The sequence below is a fragment of the Stutzerimonas urumqiensis genome (genome assembly GCF_003640395.1).
In the GTDB taxonomy this organism is placed as follows: domain Bacteria; phylum Pseudomonadota; class Gammaproteobacteria; order Pseudomonadales; family Pseudomonadaceae; genus Stutzerimonas; species Stutzerimonas urumqiensis.
Window position 1 is genome coordinate 42,300 of sequence record NZ_RBZQ01000007.1, and the last position, 16,928, is coordinate 59,227.

9 protein-coding genes are annotated in these 16,928 nt (G+C 66.7%); 4 read left to right on the forward strand and 5 right to left on the reverse strand.

What is annotated here, in order from left to right; translation table 11 throughout:
* Positions 1 to 1,322: 1,322 nt before the first annotated feature.
* From ettA to bglX, 4 genes are all read right to left on the reverse strand, one after another.
* Entirely contained in the window at positions 1,323 to 2,987 is a 1,665-nt protein-coding gene (gene ettA / locus D7325_RS14190; protein WP_120996707.1) for an energy-dependent translational throttle protein EttA, read from the reverse strand.
* 263 nt (positions 2,988 to 3,250) lie between these two features.
* A complete protein-coding gene (mdoH, locus tag D7325_RS14195; RefSeq protein ID WP_120996709.1) occupies positions 3,251 to 5,824 on the reverse strand; it encodes a glucans biosynthesis glucosyltransferase MdoH in 2,574 nt (857 codons plus the stop codon).
* Positions 5,825 to 5,838: 14 nt separating this feature from the next.
* The gene (locus D7325_RS14200) at positions 5,839 to 7,332 is read right to left on the reverse strand and encodes a glucan biosynthesis protein G (protein ID WP_120996711.1); all 1,494 of its coding nucleotides are present in this window, start codon (positions 7,330 to 7,332) and stop codon (positions 5,839 to 5,841) included.
* 207 nt (positions 7,333 to 7,539) lie between these two features.
* Complete coding sequence (gene bglX, locus D7325_RS14205) at positions 7,540 to 9,852, reverse strand: beta-glucosidase BglX (protein WP_120996713.1); 2,313 nt, start codon at positions 9,850 to 9,852, stop codon at positions 7,540 to 7,542.
* Between the two features lie 426 nt (positions 9,853 to 10,278).
* Here bglX and D7325_RS14210 point away from each other — a divergent pair, with 426 nt between their 5' ends.
* The 4 genes from D7325_RS14210 (at position 10,279) to D7325_RS14225 (ending at position 15,499) form a co-directional block, all read left to right on the forward strand.
* Positions 10,279 to 13,173 (forward strand): sensor domain-containing protein, encoded by a 2,895-nt coding sequence (locus D7325_RS14210; protein ID WP_425452319.1) that lies wholly within the window; start codon positions 10,279 to 10,281, stop codon positions 13,171 to 13,173.
* Between the two features lie 120 nt (positions 13,174 to 13,293).
* Positions 13,294 to 14,547, forward strand: coding sequence for a serine hydroxymethyltransferase (glyA, locus tag D7325_RS14215; RefSeq protein ID WP_120996717.1), 1,254 nt, complete (start codon positions 13,294 to 13,296; stop codon positions 14,545 to 14,547).
* Positions 14,548 to 14,631: 84 nt separating this feature from the next.
* Positions 14,632 to 15,090, forward strand: coding sequence for a methyltransferase family protein (locus D7325_RS14220; protein ID WP_120996719.1), 459 nt, complete (start codon positions 14,632 to 14,634; stop codon positions 15,088 to 15,090).
* Between the two features lie 37 nt (positions 15,091 to 15,127).
* Complete coding sequence (locus D7325_RS14225; RefSeq protein ID WP_120996721.1) at positions 15,128 to 15,499, forward strand: PilZ domain-containing protein; 372 nt, start codon at positions 15,128 to 15,130, stop codon at positions 15,497 to 15,499.
* Between the two features lie 46 nt (positions 15,500 to 15,545).
* On the opposite strand, the gene radA is transcribed toward D7325_RS14225, so the two are convergent.
* Complete coding sequence (radA, locus tag D7325_RS14230; protein WP_120996723.1) at positions 15,546 to 16,907, reverse strand: DNA repair protein RadA; 1,362 nt, start codon at positions 16,905 to 16,907, stop codon at positions 15,546 to 15,548.
* Positions 16,908 to 16,928: the final 21 nt, after the last annotated feature.

Sequence of the window (16,928 nt, forward strand, 5' to 3'; positions counted from 1 at the left end):
CGCCGCGTTTTCCGCGGCCGGGCCTGCAGGTTGTGCCTTGCACGGCGCCGGAATTTTGGACGCATGTAGGAGCCCGCTTGCGGGCGATGCTTTTGTTCTTGTTTCTCGGCATCTCGCTCAGGCGCTTCGAACGCCGCGCTTTCCTCGGCCCGGACGACAGATTGCGCCTTGCGCGGCGCGTCACTTTCTCTTGTCTCGCCAAGAGAAAGTAACCAAAGAGAAGGCGACCCCATCATCCGGGTCTTCGCTGTGCGAAGACTTCCCTCACTCCGGCGCCGCTCCGGGGGCGCGTCACGACGGGACGTCCCTGCCCGCCGCGCCTCGCTCGGCGTCCTGCCTCGCGTCCCCCTGCGCAACGCCTGCGTTCGGCCGGATGAAAGGGGGGTTGGTCCGAGTGGTCAGGGAGTGAGGTGCAAGCGAAATCAAAAGCCTGAGCACGCGCCGGTTGGGCACAACATGGGGCAGCCAAGTAAAAACTTCGTTGACGTGCAAGCGGTGGAAAACGCGTTGCGGTTTTCCACCCTACGGCGGCTGACGTTTGGGTGATGGCTGCATCACAGACGTAGGGCGGATTCAGGAGCGAAGCGAACAATCCGCCGGGGCCGCCGCCGATGCGAAGCCGGTGCATTGCTTCGCGAATGCACCCTACGGATGTCTCGCGTTCGAGACCGCAACGCTGCGCTTTCTGCTTTTCTGCTTCGCTTCTGGCTTTGCCACACCAAAACCATCAGGCCACACCAATTCGCCCCTTCAGCAGGCCGAGCGCAGGTGTCGTGGAAGGGGTCGAGCGGCAGGGATGCCGCGAGAGCCGCGAGGGCCATGGATGGCCCTTCGTGGCGGGCCCCTGGAACGGCACCGGAGCGAGGGGACCCCGGCAAAGCCGGGGCCGGATGCAGGGGCAAGCGGTTTTGGTTACTTTTGCCGCGATTGGCAAAAGTGACGCGCCGTGCAGGGCGCAATCGGTAGTTCGGGCCGAGGAAAGCGCGGCGTCCGAAACCCCAGATCGTGAAGCCAAAAGACAAGAGCATCGCCCGCAAGGGGCTCCTACGGTGCATCCCAGCATCCCAGCATTCCGCGCCGTGCTGGGCGCAATCTGCAGTCCGGGCCGAGGAAAGCGCTGCGTCCAAACACCTCAGCGAGACGCCAAGAAACAGAAGCAAAAGCATCGCCCGCAAGCGGGCTCCTACAAGTTCTTCCAACGCTTAGCGCCGTGCAGGGCGCAATCGGTAGGCCGAGCGAGAAAAACGCGGCGGGCTTACGCCAAAGCCAAAAAAGCCCCGCACTGCTTCCAGTACGGGGCTTCGGTTACAACCAGGCGACCCTCAGGCCAGCTTCTTGTGCTTCACCCGCTTGGGCTGCGCGGCCGCCTCGCCCAGGCGCTTCTTCCGGTCGGCTTCGAACTCGGTGTAGTTGCCCTCGAAGAACACCACCTTCGAGTCGTCCTCGTAGGAGAGGATGTGCGTGGCGATCCGGTCGAGGAACCAGCGGTCGTGGGAGATCACGATCGCCGCGCCGGGGAAGTCCAGCAGCGCCTCTTCCAGCGCCCGCAGGGTTTCCACGTCGAGGTCGTTGGACGGTTCGTCGAGCAGCAGCACGTTGGCGCCCTGCTTGAGGGTCAGCGCCAGGTGCAGGCGGCCGCGCTCACCGCCGGAGAGGTCCTTGACTAACTTCTGCTGGTCGGCGCCCTTGAAGTTGAAGCGCCCGACGTAGCCGCGCGACGGCACCTCGTAGTTGCCGACCTTGATCATGTCGAAGCCATCGGACACCTGCTCCCACACGGTCTTGTTGCCGTCGAGGTTTTCGCGGGTCTGGTCGACGCTGGCGATCTCGACGGTATCGCCGATCTCGATCACGCCCGAGTCCGGCTGCTCCTTGCCGGTGATCATGCGGAACAGCGTGGACTTGCCCGCGCCGTTGCCGCCGATCACGCCGACGATGGCGCCCTTCGGCACGCTGAACGAGAGGTCGTCGATCAGCACGCGATCGCCGTAGCCCTTGGTGACGTTCTTGAACTCGATGACCTTGTCGCCCAGGCGCGGGCCGGCCGGGATGTAGATCTCGTTGGTCTCGCTGCGCTTCTGGAATTCCTGCGATTGCAGTTCCTCGAAGCGCTGCAGGCGGGCCTTGGACTTGGCCTGGCGCGCCTTGGCGCCCTGGCGTACCCACTCCAGTTCGGCCTTCATGGCCTTGGCGTGGGACTGCTCCTGCTTGGCTTCCTGGGCCAGGCGGGCGGACTTCGATTCCAGCCAGCCGGAGTAGTTGCCCTCGTAGGGGATGCCGTGGCCGCGGTCGAGTTCGAGGATCCAGCCGGCGACGTTGTCGAGGAAGTAGCGGTCGTGGGTGATGGCCACCACGGTGCCGGGGAAGTCGTGCAGGAAGTGTTCGAGCCAGGCCACCGAGTCGGCATCCAGGTGGTTGGTCGGTTCGTCCAGCAGCAGCATGTCGGGGGCCGACAGCAGCAGACGGCAGAGCGCGACGCGGCGCTTCTCGCCACCGGACAGGTGACCGATCTTGGCGTCCCACGGCGGCAGGCGCAGGGCGTCGGCGGCGACTTCCAGCTGGCGCTCGAGGTTGTGACCGTCGGAGGCCTGGAGGATGGCCTCGAGCTTGGCCTGCTCGGCGGCCAGCTTGTCGAAGTCGGCATCGGGTTCTGCGTAGGCGGCGTAGACCTCGTCGAGACGGGCCTGGGCATCCTTGATGGTGCTGACGGCCTCTTCGACGATCTCGCGCACGGTGCGGTCGGGATCGAGTTGCGGCTCCTGCGGCAGGTAGCCGACGTTCAGGTCCGGCATGGCGCGGGCTTCGCCATCGAACTCGGTGTCGACGCCGGCCATGATGCGCAGCAGCGTGGACTTGCCCGCGCCGTTGAGGCCGAGCACGCCGATCTTGGCGCCCGGGAAGAACGACAGGGAGATGTTCTTGAGGATTTCACGCTTCGGCGGAACGACCTTGCTCAGCCGGTGCATGGTGTAGACGTATTGAGCCAAGTTGAAGCCCTCGCAAGCAGTTGAATCAAAGGCGCGGAGTGTATGACAGCTGCCGGCCGATACCTATGGTCCCGGTACCGACGGGGCGAAATCGGCCAACCCCGGCCGGGCGATGAGTGACGACAGCGCCCTGGACGCCTGGATGCCGGCGGGCCGGTCCGCAGAATCAGACGAGGCCGCCGTTACCGGCAGCCAGGACCGGTGCCCTGTGCGATCGAACCCGCCGTGTGCCCTGTGAACAGGAGGCGAGGGCGGGTTCGTTCTCAGGCCGGAGCGTCGAGGTGTTGCGCGGCGGCCGGTTGCGGCACCTCGCCCGAGCGCGCCTGATAGGCCTCGCGCCAGGTGCCGTGACGTGGGTCGGTCCAGATCGACAGGTGCAGCCGCGCCATGCCGTCGGGATCATTCAGCAGACGCCAGCGCGTCGCCTCGGCCGCCCCGTCCGGACCGGCGTCGAGCACTTCCTTCATGCGTGCTTCACGCAGCGCCTCGGCCGCCGGTACGACCTTGGCGTGCCGCGCCCGCGCCATCGCGCAGACCAGCGCGTTGTAGACCGGGTTCACGACGGCGGCGAGAAAGCCATGGTGCAGCGCGTTGGCCTGGTTGAGATGGAGGTACTCGTCGGTCGCTGCCAGTTCGCGTGGCGGGGCGTATTCCTCGGGAATCAGGAACAGCTGGCGACGCTTGGCGGCCAGCCCCGGACGGGTCCGGCTGCTGAGCACCGAGACCGGCGCGGCGAGGATCAGCGACACCACGATCGGCGCCAGCCACCAGAGAAAGGCCGGGTCCAGCCAGGCGACGCCGGCGGTCCAGACGACCCCGAGCAGCATCTGCGAGCCGTGCCGGCGGAAGGCTTCGCCCCAGGGCGTGGCGTTGTCGGCGCGCTGCGGCGAATTCCACTGCACCGACCAGCCCAGGAAGGCCGCGGTGACGAACACCGTGTGGAACAGCATGCGCACCGGCGCCAGCAATACAGAGAACAGCGTCTCGCCAAGCAGCGACAGGAACAGCCGAACCGGCCCGCCATACGCCTTCGAGCCCTTGATCCAGACCAGCACCACGCTCAGCAGCTTGGGCAGGAAGAGCAGGACCATGGTGGTGGAAAACAGCGCGATGGCCTCTTCCGGGTGCCAGCGTGGCCAGAGTGGATAGAGCTGGTTCGGCTGCAGGAAGTACTCCGGCACCATCAGCGTATGGATCGCCAGCAGCGCGGTCGACAGCACCAGGAACAGGAACCACAGCGGCGCCGACAGGTAGGACATCACCCCGGTGAGGAACACGAAGCGGTGCACTGTGTGCATGCCCTTGACCAGAAACAGCCGGAAATTCATCAGGTTGCCGTGGCACCAGCGGCGGTCGCGCTTGAGTTCGTCGAGCAGGTTCGGCGGCAGTTCCTCGTAGCTGCCCGGCAGGTCATAGGCGATCCACACGCCCCAGCCGGCGCGGCGCATGAGGGCCGCTTCGACGAAGTCATGCGAGAGGATTGCCCCGGCGAACGCGCCGGTGCCGGGCAGCGGCGCGAGTGCGCAGTGCTCGACGAAGGGCTTCACGCGGATGATCGCGTTGTGGCCCCAGTAATGGGATTCGCCGAGCTGCCAGTAGTTGAGGCCGGCGGTGAACAGCGGGCCGTAGACGCGGGTGGCGAACTGCTGCATGCGCGCGTAGAGGGTGTCCATGCCCGAGGCCTTCGGCGCGGTCTGGATGATGCCCGCACCGGGATTGGCCTGCATCAGCCGCACCAGGCTGGTCAGGCAATCGCCGCTCATCACGCTGTCGGCGTCGAGCACCACCATGTAGCGGTAGCTGCTGCCCCAGCGCCGGCAGAAGTCGTCGATGTTGCCGCTCTTGCGCTTCACCCGGCGGCGGCGACGGCGATAGAAGATGTGGCCGAAGCCGTCGACATCGCGGCAAAGCTCCAGCCAGGCCTTCTGCTCGGCCACGCAGATGTCCGGGTCGTTGCTGTCGCTGAGCACGAAAATGTCGAAGTGCTGCGATTCACCGGTGGCCTTGAGCGATTCGTAAGTGGCGCGCAGGCCGGCGAAGACGCGCGGCACATCTTCGTTGGCAATCGGCATCACCAGCGCGGTGCGGGCGTCGGGCGGGATGGGCTCGTTGCCGGTGCTGCTGGCCGAGATGTTGTAGAGATCGCGTCCCTTGAGCAGCTGAACGAACCCCATCAGCGCCGTCCAGAACCCCACCGACACCCAGCAGAACAGCAGCGCGAACAGCGCCAGGATGGCGGTCTGCACGACATAGGGCAGGATCTGTCGCGCCGATTCGATCAGGGGCTGCTGGGCCACCATCTGGATGTCGACCAGCGACCAGCCCTGATAGGGCAGCACCGCCTTCATGTGCCAGGTGGCGATCACGGTCTGCACCAGCATCAGCGTCAGCAGGGCGAGGCGCCGGTAGCTGGCGACCTGTCGCCAGCGCGCCTCGGACATCGGTGGGGCGTCGGCGAGCCTGATTCGCTGCTTTTTCGGCTTGCGGCCGAACAGCTTGTGCCAGCCGCGGCTGAGGATGTTGGTGTGCCAGGGCTCGGGGACCATCCGCGTCCGCACGATCGGCGGGGTCGAGGTCAGGCAGAAGCGGCCCTGGTGGTCGGTGCTGCGGCCGTGATCGATCACATCGCCCCAGCCCAGGCGCAGGCGCGCCTCGACCGCGTCCAGCGCAGTGCGCGTCTCGGAGACCGGCGCCTCGTCCGGTGCATGGTCGCCGAGCGCCCGCAACACGTCGGACACGGCCGGCTGGCCGGCCTCGTCCGGCACCGCGTCGGCGACGGCGCTGCGCTGGGCCTCGGTCAGGCCCAGTTCGTCGAGATAGCTAGACGTAGGGTTCATACCCGTCGACTCGCTCATTGGCCGGGCATCTGGTAGCTCCAGGTTTCCGAGAGCGTCTTGTCGCCCTCGACCAGGGCCGCCCGCATCTCGACCGGGCGCACCGGGTCCTTGATGCGGAAGCGCAGCGTCATGCGCCAGCCCTTGGTGACCGGGTTGTAGCGCAGGTTGTTCTCGACCAGCTCGGCGTTGTCATCGATGCTCATGCGCGTCGTCACCGGGGCGTCCTGCGGAAGCTTGGCCAGGGCCGGGCCGACGAAGTCGACGATCAGTGCGGTGGTGCCGTCCGGCTTGCGGATCAGGTTGGATTGCTTGACGTCGCCGACCGACAGCCGGGTCTGCGACACCCAGCCGAGCGACGGGTCCTGGAGCGCCGGCTCGTCCATGGTGAAGTGCAGGCGGTAGTTCAGCTCCAGCGCCTCGCCCGGCTTGGGCTGCTCTTCGGGCACCCAGAAGGCGACGATGTTGTCGTTGGTCTCATCCGGGGTCGGGATTTCGATCAGTTCGACATGGCCCTTGCCCCAGTCGCCCTCGGTCTCGACCCAGCCGCTGGGGCGCAGCTCATAGCGGTCGTCGAGGTCCTGGTAGTGGGTGAACAGCCGATCGCGCTGCATCAGCCCGAAGCCGCGCGGGTTCTCCACCATGTAGCTGCTGATGGCCAGGCGCTTGGGGTTGTTCAGCGGACGCCAGATCCATTCGCCGTTGCCGGCATGGATGGCCAGGCCGTCCGAGTCGTGCAGTTCGGGGCGGTAGTTGACCTGCTTGCTGGGCTGGTTCTCGCCGAACAGGTACATGCTGGTCAGCGGGGCGATGCCGAGCTTTTCCACCGGCTCGCGCAGGTACACCTTGGCGTCGACGTCGACGGTGCTGTCCTTGCCGGGGTCGACTTCCAGGCGGTAGGCGCCGGTCGCCCGGGGCGAGTCGAGCAGGGCGTAGATCACCACGCTGCCGCGGTCAGGCTGGGGACGCTCGATCCAGAACTCACGGAACGCCGGGAACTCTTCACCAGCCGCCACCGCAGTGTCGATGGCCAGGCCGCGTGCGGACAGGCCATACACCTGATCCTTGCCGACCACACGGAAGTAGCTCGCCCCGAGCAGGCTCATCAGCTCGTCCAGCTTGCGCTTTTCATTCAGGGGGTAGAGCACCTTGAAGCCGGCATAGCCGAGCCCTTCGAGCGACTCGGGCGGCACCTTCACGCCGCCGAATTCGAACTGCTCGGGGTCGTATTCGATCTCCTTGACGTCGGTCGCGGTGACCTCGTGGATCTTCACCGGCACGTCGAAGTGCATGCCCTGGTGGTAGAACATCAGCTTGAAGGGGGTTTTCAGGTCGCTCCAGTAGGCCTCTTCCTCCTTGAAACGCACCTGCTGATAGTCGGCGAAGGCCATGTCCCGGAACACGTCCGGCAGGTTGCTCTGCGGGGGTTCGTAGGGGCGTTCGGCCAGTTCCTGCGCCTTGTCGGCGACGTCTTCGAGGCTGAACGCCGAGGCCTGGCCGGCCAGCAGCATGAGCGCCGAAAACGCGCCTAGCCGCAGCCAGCGGTCATTCCATTTCGTACGGGTCGGGTGCAAGCGAGGCAAGTTCAAATCAGACATTCTCCGGAACTCGGGAAGACTGCGGTTAGTCCGTGACGAGCGGCGATTGTTTCCGCCCATCACGTTCGGGATTTAAAACGGGGAGATCGCAGACAAGGTGCGGGGGCGCATTCCAGGCGCTCAGAGAAGTTCGAAGCTGGCGTGCCGGACCGCCTCGGAGTCCAGGCCGATCTGCACGCTGAATTCTCCCGGTTCGGCGACGCGCCGCAACTGGGCGTCGAAAAAATTCAGGTCGTTTCGATCGACTTCGAACCGCACCACCGTGCTTGCGCCGGGTTCGAGGTGCACCTTGCGGAAATCCTTGAGTTCCTTCACCAGCCGGATGACCGAGGCCGACTCGTCGCGGATGTACAGCTGCACCACGGTGGCGCCGGCGCGCGTCCCGGTATTGCGCAGCGTCACGCTGGCCTCCAGGGTGCCGTCGTGCGGCAGTGTGCGCTGCGACAGCCGTACCGGCGAGAGGCTGAAATCGGTGTAGCTCAAGCCGTAGCCGAACGGGTAGAGCGGCCCGTTGGGTTCCTCGAAATACTGCGAGGTGTAGTTGCCGGGCTTGCCTTCGATGAAGGGCCGCCCAACGCGCAGGTGGTTGTAGTACGTAGGAATCTGCCCGACCGAGCGCGGGAAGGAAATCGGCAGCTTGCCCGACGGGTTGTAGTCGCCGAACAGCACGTCGGCGATCGCATGGCCGCCTTCGGTCCCGCTGAACCAGGTTTCCAGCATCGCATCGGCGTTCTGCTGCGCCCAGGTGAGCGCCAGCGGTCGGCCGTTCATCAACACCAGGACCAGCGGTTTGCCGGTCTTCTTCAGCGCCTCGAGCAGCTTGCGCTGGCTGTCCGGGATCGTCAGGCGGGTGCGGCTGGACGACTCGTGCGACATGCCGCGCGATTCGCCGACGGCCGCGACGATGACGTCCGCCCGCTTCGCCGCCGCGACTGCCTCGGCAATCATGACCTCGGCCGGGCGTGGGTCCTGCTTCACTTCCGGGCGATCCCAGTTGAGGAAGTTCAGGTAGTCGACCACGTGCGCGTCGTCGGTGATGTTGGCGCCGCGGGCGTGGATCAGCGTGCCCTTGCCGTCCATCGCCTGTTGCAGACCCTCGCGCAGGGTGACCGATTGCCCGGCTACGCCAGCGGCCGACCAGCTGCCCATCATGTCGATCGGCGCGTCGGCGAGCGGCCCGACGAGGGCGATGGTGGCGTGCCGGTCGAGGGGCAGGGTCCGGTTGCGGTTTTCCAGCAGCACCAGCGAGGTGCGCGCGACTTCCCGCGCGGCCTGGCGATGCAGGCGGCTCTCGGCATTGATGTCGGCCGGGTCGTCGGCCGCTTTGCCGATGCGAAGGTAGGGGTCGGCGAACAGCCCCAGGTCGTATTTCAGGCCCAGCACGCGGCGCACGGCGGCGTCGATCGTGGCCTCGGCGACGTCGCCCGAGGCGACCAGTCCGGGCAGCTCTTGCAGATAGAGCGCGTCGGCCATGCTCATGTCGATGCCGGCCTCGATCGCCAGCCTGGCCGCCTCGCGTCCGTCGCGGGCGACGCCATGCTTGATGAGTTCGGCGATCGCGCCGTGGTCGCTGATGGCGACGCCGTCAAAGCCCCAGTCGTCGCGTAGCAGGTCCTGCAGCAGCCAGCGGTTGGCGCTGGCGGGCACGCCGTTGATCGAGTTGAGCGCGACCATCACCCCGCCGGCACCGGCCTCCACCGCGGCGCGGTAGGGCGGCAGGTAATCCTGGTACATGCGCATCGGGCTCATGTCGACCGCGTTGTAGTCGCGCCCGCCCTCCACCGCGCCGTAGAGGGCGAAGTGCTTGACGCTGGCCATGACGCTGTCCGCGTCGCTCGTCGATTCGCCTTGCAGCGCATCCACCAGGGTGCGGGCGATCTCCGAAACCAGGTGCGGGTCCTCGCCAAAGCCTTCCGACGTGCGTCCCCAGCGCGGATCGCGGGTGATGTCGACCATCGGTGCGAACACCATGTCGAGCCCGTCGGCACTGGCTTCGATGGCCGAGACGCGGCCGCTGCGGGCGATGGCCTGCATGTCCCAGCTCGACGCGAGGCCGAGGCCGATCGGGAAGATGGTGCGGTGGCCGTGGATCACGTCATAGGCGAAGAACAGCGGAATGTGCAGCCGGCTGCGGCTGACTGCCGCGTCCTGCAGGGGGCGGTTGTCGGCCGGGGTGACGCTGTTGAAGATGCCGCCGATGCGGCCGGCGGCGATCTCGTCGGCGAGCCGCTCGCGGGTCATGTCGCCGCCGATGCTGATCAGCCGCAGCTGGCCGATCTTTTCCTCGAGCGTCATACGGTGCAGCAGGTCGTCGACGAAAGCCTGTTTGGCCTGCGCCGGTGCGGCGGTGGTGACCGGCGCCTCGGGAGCGGCGGTGCAGCCGGCCAACAGCGTCAATGCGGCGGCAGCACCGAAAAGATTCAGCGTGTTCATGGATGGTTGTCCTGGTTCGCGGGCGTTCGCGAGTGTTCGAAGGCGCGACCGGTCGCGGCTCTGGCCCAGGGGCGAGGCCATGCGCGTGGCGTGAGTCGTTTCCGGCAGCGTCGCGGCGCATAGTAAGCCGGCGCGAGGCGACGAGCGAGCGAACCGGGCTGGACGGACCCGGTCACAGTTGCGGCGACCGCGGGTGTGTGCGGTTGGTCGCCAAGTGCTGGCACTTTGATGGCTTCGAGGGCATCCTAGCGAGTCGGTGCCCGCCACCTTCGATCTTTCACTTCTTGGACCTCCAGCGTGGCCAGACCTGACCACTCCCGCATGGACGAAACCCGCCCAGGATGGCCTTCGCGCGCGTGGACCGTGGCGCGCCGGCTGCTGATCCGGCTGCCTGGCATGCGCGGCCGGCTGGTCGCCCGACAGACCATGCGGCATGCCGCCCAGGCGCTGGACGGTATTGACGAGTGCGTGCTGATCACGGCACTCGACGGTCGTCTGTCCTTTCTCAACGCGCCGGCGCAAGACACCTTCGGCATCCGCCAGCGCGAGGCCTGCCATCACACGCTGGCCGATCTGCTGCCGGACGTCGATCCGCTGGCGCTGACGCCGGCCAACCCGGATGACGACTTCTGCCTGGAACCGATGTGGCTGACGCTGCGCGGCGAATCGCGTTGCTACACGCTCACGCGCCGTGCCTTGCACCCCGACGACGGGCAGGCTGCCGGGTTTCTCTGGGTGCTGCGCGACGTGACGGTCGAGCATCAGGCCCAGGAGGCGCTCGCCGAGCGCGAGCGATTCTGGGCGAAGGTGCTGGGGACGGTGCCCGACACCCTCTACGTCCACGACCTGGCGACCGCGCAGGTGCTGTTCAGCAACCAGAGCCTCGCCGCCCAGCTCGGCTACGATCCGGAGCAGAAGGCGCCCGGACCGAACGCCTTCTGGGAGCGGGTGACCCACCCGGACGACCGCGAATACGCCTGGCGCCTGGTCAATCTGCGGCGCTCCCTGCCCGATGGCCGTGAGCTCGAATGCCTGCTGCGCTGGCGGCACAGCGACGGGCAATGGCGCTGGTTCAGCATCTCGGAGAAGGTCTTGGCGCGCGATGCGCAGGGGCGGGTGGCACAGTTGGTCGGCATCGCCCGCGATCGCACCGGGCAGATCCACTCGAGCAATTCGCTGCGCGCCAGCGAGCGGCGCTACCGGATGCTCGCCGAAAGCCTGAGCGACATCATCTTCACCACCGACAACGAGCTGCGCATCGACTACATCAGTCCATCGGTCGAGCGCGTGCTGGGCTACACGCAGCGCTGGGCGGCGGAGAACGGGCTGGCCAGCATCGTCACCAACCCGCTGCAGGTCGAGCGCTTCAACGCGATCATTCGCGCCGCACGGCATGCCGCGGGCGATCCGTCGCGCATGGCCGAGCTGCGTCGACGCCTGGCCAGCGAGACGCTGCATTTCGACTGCCAGACGCTGCACGGCCGCCCGGTGCCGGTCGAGCTGCGGATCATGCTGATCCCCGGCGAGCATCACCGTTTCGGCGGACTGCTGTGCATCGGTCGCGACGTCAGCTCGCAGCGCCGCGCCGAGAAGGACCTGCGCATGGCGGCGACCGTCTTTCAGAATTCGACGGCGGCCATCGTGATCACCGATCCGGCCGGCTACATCGTCCAGGTCAACGATGCCTTCACCCGCATCACCGGGTACCGCGGCGACGAAGTGATCGACCAGACGCCCGACATGCTCAGCGCCGACCGGCAGCAGGTCGAGCAGCTGGGCTTCGTGTTCGGACGCTTGCAGCAGCGCGGCAGCTGGGAGGGCGAGCTGTGGCTCAAGCGGCGCGGCGGCGAGCCGTACCCGTGCTGGGTCGGGATCACGGCGGTGCGCGACGAAGAAGACGACCTGATGAACTACGTCTGCTTCTTCAGCGACATCAGCGAGCGCAAGGCCAGCGAACAGCGCATCCACCGCCTGGCCTACTACGACAACCTCACCCAGCTGCCCAACCGCACGCTGTTCCAGGATCGCCTGCACGGCAGCCTGCAACAGGCGGTGCGGCGCGGTGAGTGGGTCGCGATGATGTTTCTCGACCTGGACCGCTTCAAGCCGATCAACGATTCGCTTGGGCATGCCGCGGGCGATCGCATGCTCAAGGAAGTCGCCGTGCGGTTGTCCGGCTGCGTCGAGGTGGAGGATACGGTCGCGCGCATGGGCGGTGACGAATTCACGCTGCTGCTTCAGCCGTGCCGCGACCGCGATTCCGCCCTGACGCGCGCGGTGCATGTGGCCGAACGCATCCTGGAGAGCCTGTCGACGCCGTTCGTGCTGTCCGGGCGGGAGTTCTTCGTCACCGCCAGCATCGGCATCGCGCTCGGTCCGCAGGATGGCGCCGAGCTGAGCCAGCTGATGAAGAACGCCGACACCGCGATGTACCACGCCAAGGAGCGCGGCAAGAATAACTTCCAGTTCTACCAGAGCGACATGAACGCCAGCGCGCTGGAACGGTTGGAGCTGGAAAGCGACCTGCGCCACGCCCTCGAGCAGCGTCAGTTCCTGCTGCACTACCAGCCTCAGTTCAGTGCCGATGGGCAGCGCCTGACCGGGGCCGAGGCGGTGCTGCGCTGGCAGCATCCGACCCGTGGCCTGCTGCTGCCGGGTGAGTTCATCCCGGTGCTGGAGGAAATCGGCCTGGTGGTGGAGGTCGGCGACTGGGCGCTCGGCGAGGCGTGCCGGCAGATCGGCGACTGGCAATCGCGCGGCGTGCCGGTGCCGAAGGTGTCGGTCAACCTGTCGGCGCGGCAGTTCAGCGATGGGCTGCTCGGCCAGCGCGTCGCCAAGATCCTCGAAGTCAGCGGCATTGCGCCCGAGTCGCTCGAGCTGGAACTGACCGAAAGCACCCTGATGCGCGACGTGGGCGAGGCGATGCGCATCCTCACCGGGCTCAAGCAGCTCGGGCCGTCTATCGCGGTGGACGACTTCGGCACCGGCTATTCATCGCTCAATTACCTCAAGCAGTTCCCGATCGATGTGCTGAAGATCGACCGCAGCTTCGTCGACGGCCTGCCCGAAGGTGAGCAGGACGCACAGATCGCCCGCGCCATCATCGCCATGTCCCATAGCCTGGGCATGTGCGTGATCGCCGAGGGGGTCGAGCAACGCGCGCAGCTCGATTTTCTGCGTGCACATGGCTGCGACGAGGTGCAGGGCTACCTGCTCGGCCGACCGATGCCGGCCGACCGGTTCGAGGCGCATGTGGACAGGCATTCGGCGGTGGGGTTTGCCGATGAGCGCGTCGATGAAAGCCATTCGTACACGCCATGACCCGTGCTCATACCCGGCCGCCGTGCGACTAGGGTAGAATTCGCCGCCTCCGAATCGGGTCGCGCGACGGCCCGAGGATCGACACCTTACCTACCGCCCAGCTGACTCCAGGGGACCGCCATGTTCAGCCGTGATTTGACCCTCGCCAAGTACGACGCCGAGCTTTTCGCTGCCATGGAGCAGGAAGCCAAGCGCCAGGAAGACCACATCGAGCTGATCGCCTCGGAGAACTACACCAGCCCGGCGGTGATGGAAGCCCAGGGCAGCGTGCTGACCAACAAGTACGCCGAAGGCTACCCGGGCAAGCGCTACTACGGCGGCTGCGAGCACGTCGACGTGGTCGAGCAACTGGCCATCGATCGCGCCAAGCAGTTGTTCGGTGCAGACTACGCCAACGTCCAGCCGCACGCCGGCTCCCAGGCCAACGCCGCGGTCTATCTCGCGCTGTTGCAGGCCGGTGACACCATCCTCGGCATGAGCCTGGCCCACGGCGGTCACCTGACCCACGGGGCCAGCGTTTCCTCGTCCGGCAAGCTGTACAACGCCGTGCAGTACGGCATCAACGACCAGGGCCTGATCGACTACGACGAAGTCGAGCGCCTGGCCGTCGAGCACAAGCCGAAGATGATCGTCGCCGGCTTCTCCGCCTACTCGCAGAAGCTGGATTTCCCGCGCTTCCGCGAAATCGCCGACAAGGTCGGTGCCTATCTCTTCGTCGACATGGCTCACGTGGCTGGCTTGGTCGCTGCCGGTGTCTACCCGAACCCGGTGCCCTTCGCCGACGTGGTCACCACCACCACCCACAAGACCCTGCGCGGCCCGCGCGGTGGCCTGATCCTCGCGCGCAAGAACGAAGAGATCGAGAAGAAGCTCAACTCCGCGGTCTTCCCGGGCGCCCAGGGCGGCCCGCTGGAGCACGTGATCGCGGCCAAGGCGGTGTGCTTCAAGGAAGCGTTGCAGCCTGAGTTCAAGGCCTATCAGCAGCAGGTCGTGAAGAACGCCCAGGCAATGGCCGAGGTGTTCATCCAGCGCGGCTTCGATGTCGTCTCGGGCGGCACCCAGAACCACCTGTTCCTGCTCAGCCTGATCAAGCAGGACATCACCGGCAAGGACGCGGACGCCGCCCTCGGTCGCGCCCATATCACCGTCAACAAGAACAGCGTGCCGAACGACCCGCGCTCGCCCTTCGTCACGTCCGGTCTGCGCATCGGCACCCCGGCGGTCACCACCCGCGGCTTCAAGGAAGCCGAGTGCCGCGACCTGGCCGGCTGGATCTGCGACATCCTCGACAAGATGGGCGACGAGTCCGTCATCGAGGCGGTTCGCGGCAAGGTCGAAGCTGTCTGCGCCAAGTTCCCGGTTTACGGCAACTGAGCAAACGGTGTCATCGGAAAGCCCGCGCAAGCGGGCTTTTTGCTTTCTGGCCGGACTAGGCGGACGCCTTCGAGGTAATCGACCATGCGCATGACGTTCGGCGCGGTACTGCCGCCGCCACTGGTGTACCTGTTCTTTCTCGGGGCGGCCTATCTGAGCGACCGGCTCGTGGCTTTGCGGTTGCCGGCCGGGGCGTGGGGCGAGGCGCTCGGATGGCTGCTGATCGGCGGCGGGATCGCGTTGATGCTCTGGGCAGGCCTGTTCATGCTGCGTCGGCGCACGACGGTCAATCCCTATGGCACGCCGAGAAAGCTGCTGGTCGACGGACCTTTCCGCGTCTCGCGCAATCCCATCTATCTGGCCGACAGCCTGATCTACGGTGGCGTGGCCCTGCTGTGGGGCAGCCTGTGGCCCTGGCTTTTGCTGCCGGCGCTGGTTCTGGTGATGCAGCGGGGCGTGATCGTGCACGAGGAACGTCTGCTCGATCAGCTGTTCGGCGCGGATTACCGGGCCTATCGCAGCCGCGTCAGGCGCTGGCTCTGATGCGGACTATAGTGAAGAGGGCGAGAGGGAGCTGATGATGGGCGCAAATCAGAGTGATCGTCGACGCTTTCAGCGCATCGCGTTCGACGCCGACACCGAGCTGGTGCAGGGCGAGCGGCGCTGGACCGTGGCGCTACACGACCTGTCGCTCAAGGGATTGCTTGTTCACCGACCGGCCGACTGGGACGCCGAGCCGGATCGCCCGCTCGAAGCGCGGGTGCGGCTGGCCGACGATGCCCTGGTGCGCATGGAAGTGACCATCGCCCACGCGCACGAGGATCTGATCGGGCTTGCCTGCCAGCACCTCGACCTCGACTCGATCAGCCATCTGCGCCGCCTGGTCGAACTCAATCTCGGCGACGAGGCGTTGCTCGAGCGTGAGCTGGCGGCATTGGGGCAGCCCGACTGACCATGCGGACGGCGCCACCGCGAGCGCTTCCGCTGCCTGGCGTGAATTATTCGAACAAGGCATCCAGCGCCTGCTCCAGGCGCGTCACGGCGATGATCTGCAGCCCAGCGGGCGCCTCCTTCGGCGCGTTGCCCTTGGGCACGATGGCGCGCTTGAAACCGTGCTTGGCCGCTTCCTTCAGGCGCTCCTGGCCGCTCGGCACCGGACGGATCTCGCCCGACAGGCCGACTTCGCCGAACACCAGCAGATCGGTATCCAGCGGGCGGTTGCGCAGGCTGGAGATGACCGCGGCCATCAGCGCCAGGTCCGCCGCGGTTTCCAGCACCTTCACGCCGCCCACCACGTTGATGAACACATCCTGGTCGTAGGTCGGGATGCTGCCGTGGCGGTGCAGCACGGCGAGCAACATGGCCAGACGATTCTGATCCAGGCCCAGGGTGACGCGGCGCGGGTTGGCCAGGTGGCTGGTGTCGACCAGCGCCTGGACTTCCACCAGCATCGGCCGGGTGCCTTCCCAGGTCGCCATGACCACGCTGCCCGGCACCGCTTCCTGCGCGCGGGTGAGGAAGATCGCCGAGGGGTTGGTGACTTCCTTCAGGCCCTTGTCGGTCATGCCGAACACGCCGAGTTCGTTGACCGCGCCGAAGCGGTTCTTCACCGCGCGCAGCAGGCGCAGGCGGCCATCGGACTCGCCCTCGAAGTAGAGCACCGTGTCGACCATGTGCTCGAGCACGCGCGGGCCGGCGAGGGCGCCTTCCTTGGTGACGTGGCCAACGAGAAAGATCGCCGTGCCGCTCTGCTTGGCGAAGCGCACCAAGAGTGCCGCGCTCTCGCGCACCTGGGCGACGCCGCCGGGCGCCGACTGCAACTGCTCGGTGAAGATGGTCTGGATCGAGTCGATCACCATCACCTTGGGCTTTTCCAGTCGCGCGGTGGCGATGATGGCTTCGATGCAGGTCTCGGTCATCACCTTGAGCCTGTCCTGCGGCAGGTCCAGGCGGCGGGCGCGCATGGCGACCTGCTGTTGCGACTCCTCGCCGGTGACGTAGAGCGCCGGGAAGCGCTGGGCGATCGCGCACAGCGTCTGCAAGAGGATCGTCGACTTGCCGATGCCCGGGTCGCCGCCGATCAGCACCACCGAGCCGTCCACCAGGCCGCCGCCCAGAACGCGATCCAGCTCGCCGGAGGCGGTGGAGAAGCGCGGCACTTCCTCGACGCTGACTTCGGCCAGGGTCTTGATGTTGGCCTGGTCGCCCGCCCAGCCAGCGCGCCCCGAGGGCGGCGCGGCGCCTTCGATGACGGTTTCCACCAGGGTGTTCCAGGCGCCGCAATCGCCGCATTGGCCGGCCCATTTGGGAAAGGTCGAGCCGCATTCGGTGCAGCCGTACATGCGCTTGGCCTTGGCCATGGGAACTCCGGGCAGGAAAAA

Excerpts from the sequence above, each read along its gene's own strand:
- mdoH (WP_120996709.1), bottom strand. The coding sequence starts at position 5,824 with ATGAACCCTACGTCTAGCTATCTCGACGAACTGGGCCTGACCGAGGCC.
- D7325_RS14200 (WP_120996711.1), bottom strand. The coding sequence starts at position 7,332 with ATGCTGCTGGCCGGCCAGGCCTCGGCGTTCAGCCTCGAAGACGTCGCC.
- bglX (WP_120996713.1), bottom strand. The coding sequence starts at position 9,852 with ATGAACACGCTGAATCTTTTCGGTGCTGCCGCCGCATTGACGCTGTTG.
- D7325_RS14210 (WP_425452319.1), top strand. The coding sequence starts at position 10,279 with ATGCGGCATGCCGCCCAGGCGCTGGACGGTATTGACGAGTGCGTGCTG.
- glyA (WP_120996717.1), top strand. The coding sequence starts at position 13,294 with ATGTTCAGCCGTGATTTGACCCTCGCCAAGTACGACGCCGAGCTTTTC.
- D7325_RS14220 (WP_120996719.1), top strand. The coding sequence starts at position 14,632 with ATGCGCATGACGTTCGGCGCGGTACTGCCGCCGCCACTGGTGTACCTG.
- D7325_RS14225 (WP_120996721.1), top strand. The coding sequence starts at position 15,128 with ATGGGCGCAAATCAGAGTGATCGTCGACGCTTTCAGCGCATCGCGTTC.
- radA (WP_120996723.1), bottom strand. The coding sequence starts at position 16,907 with ATGGCCAAGGCCAAGCGCATGTACGGCTGCACCGAATGCGGCTCGACC.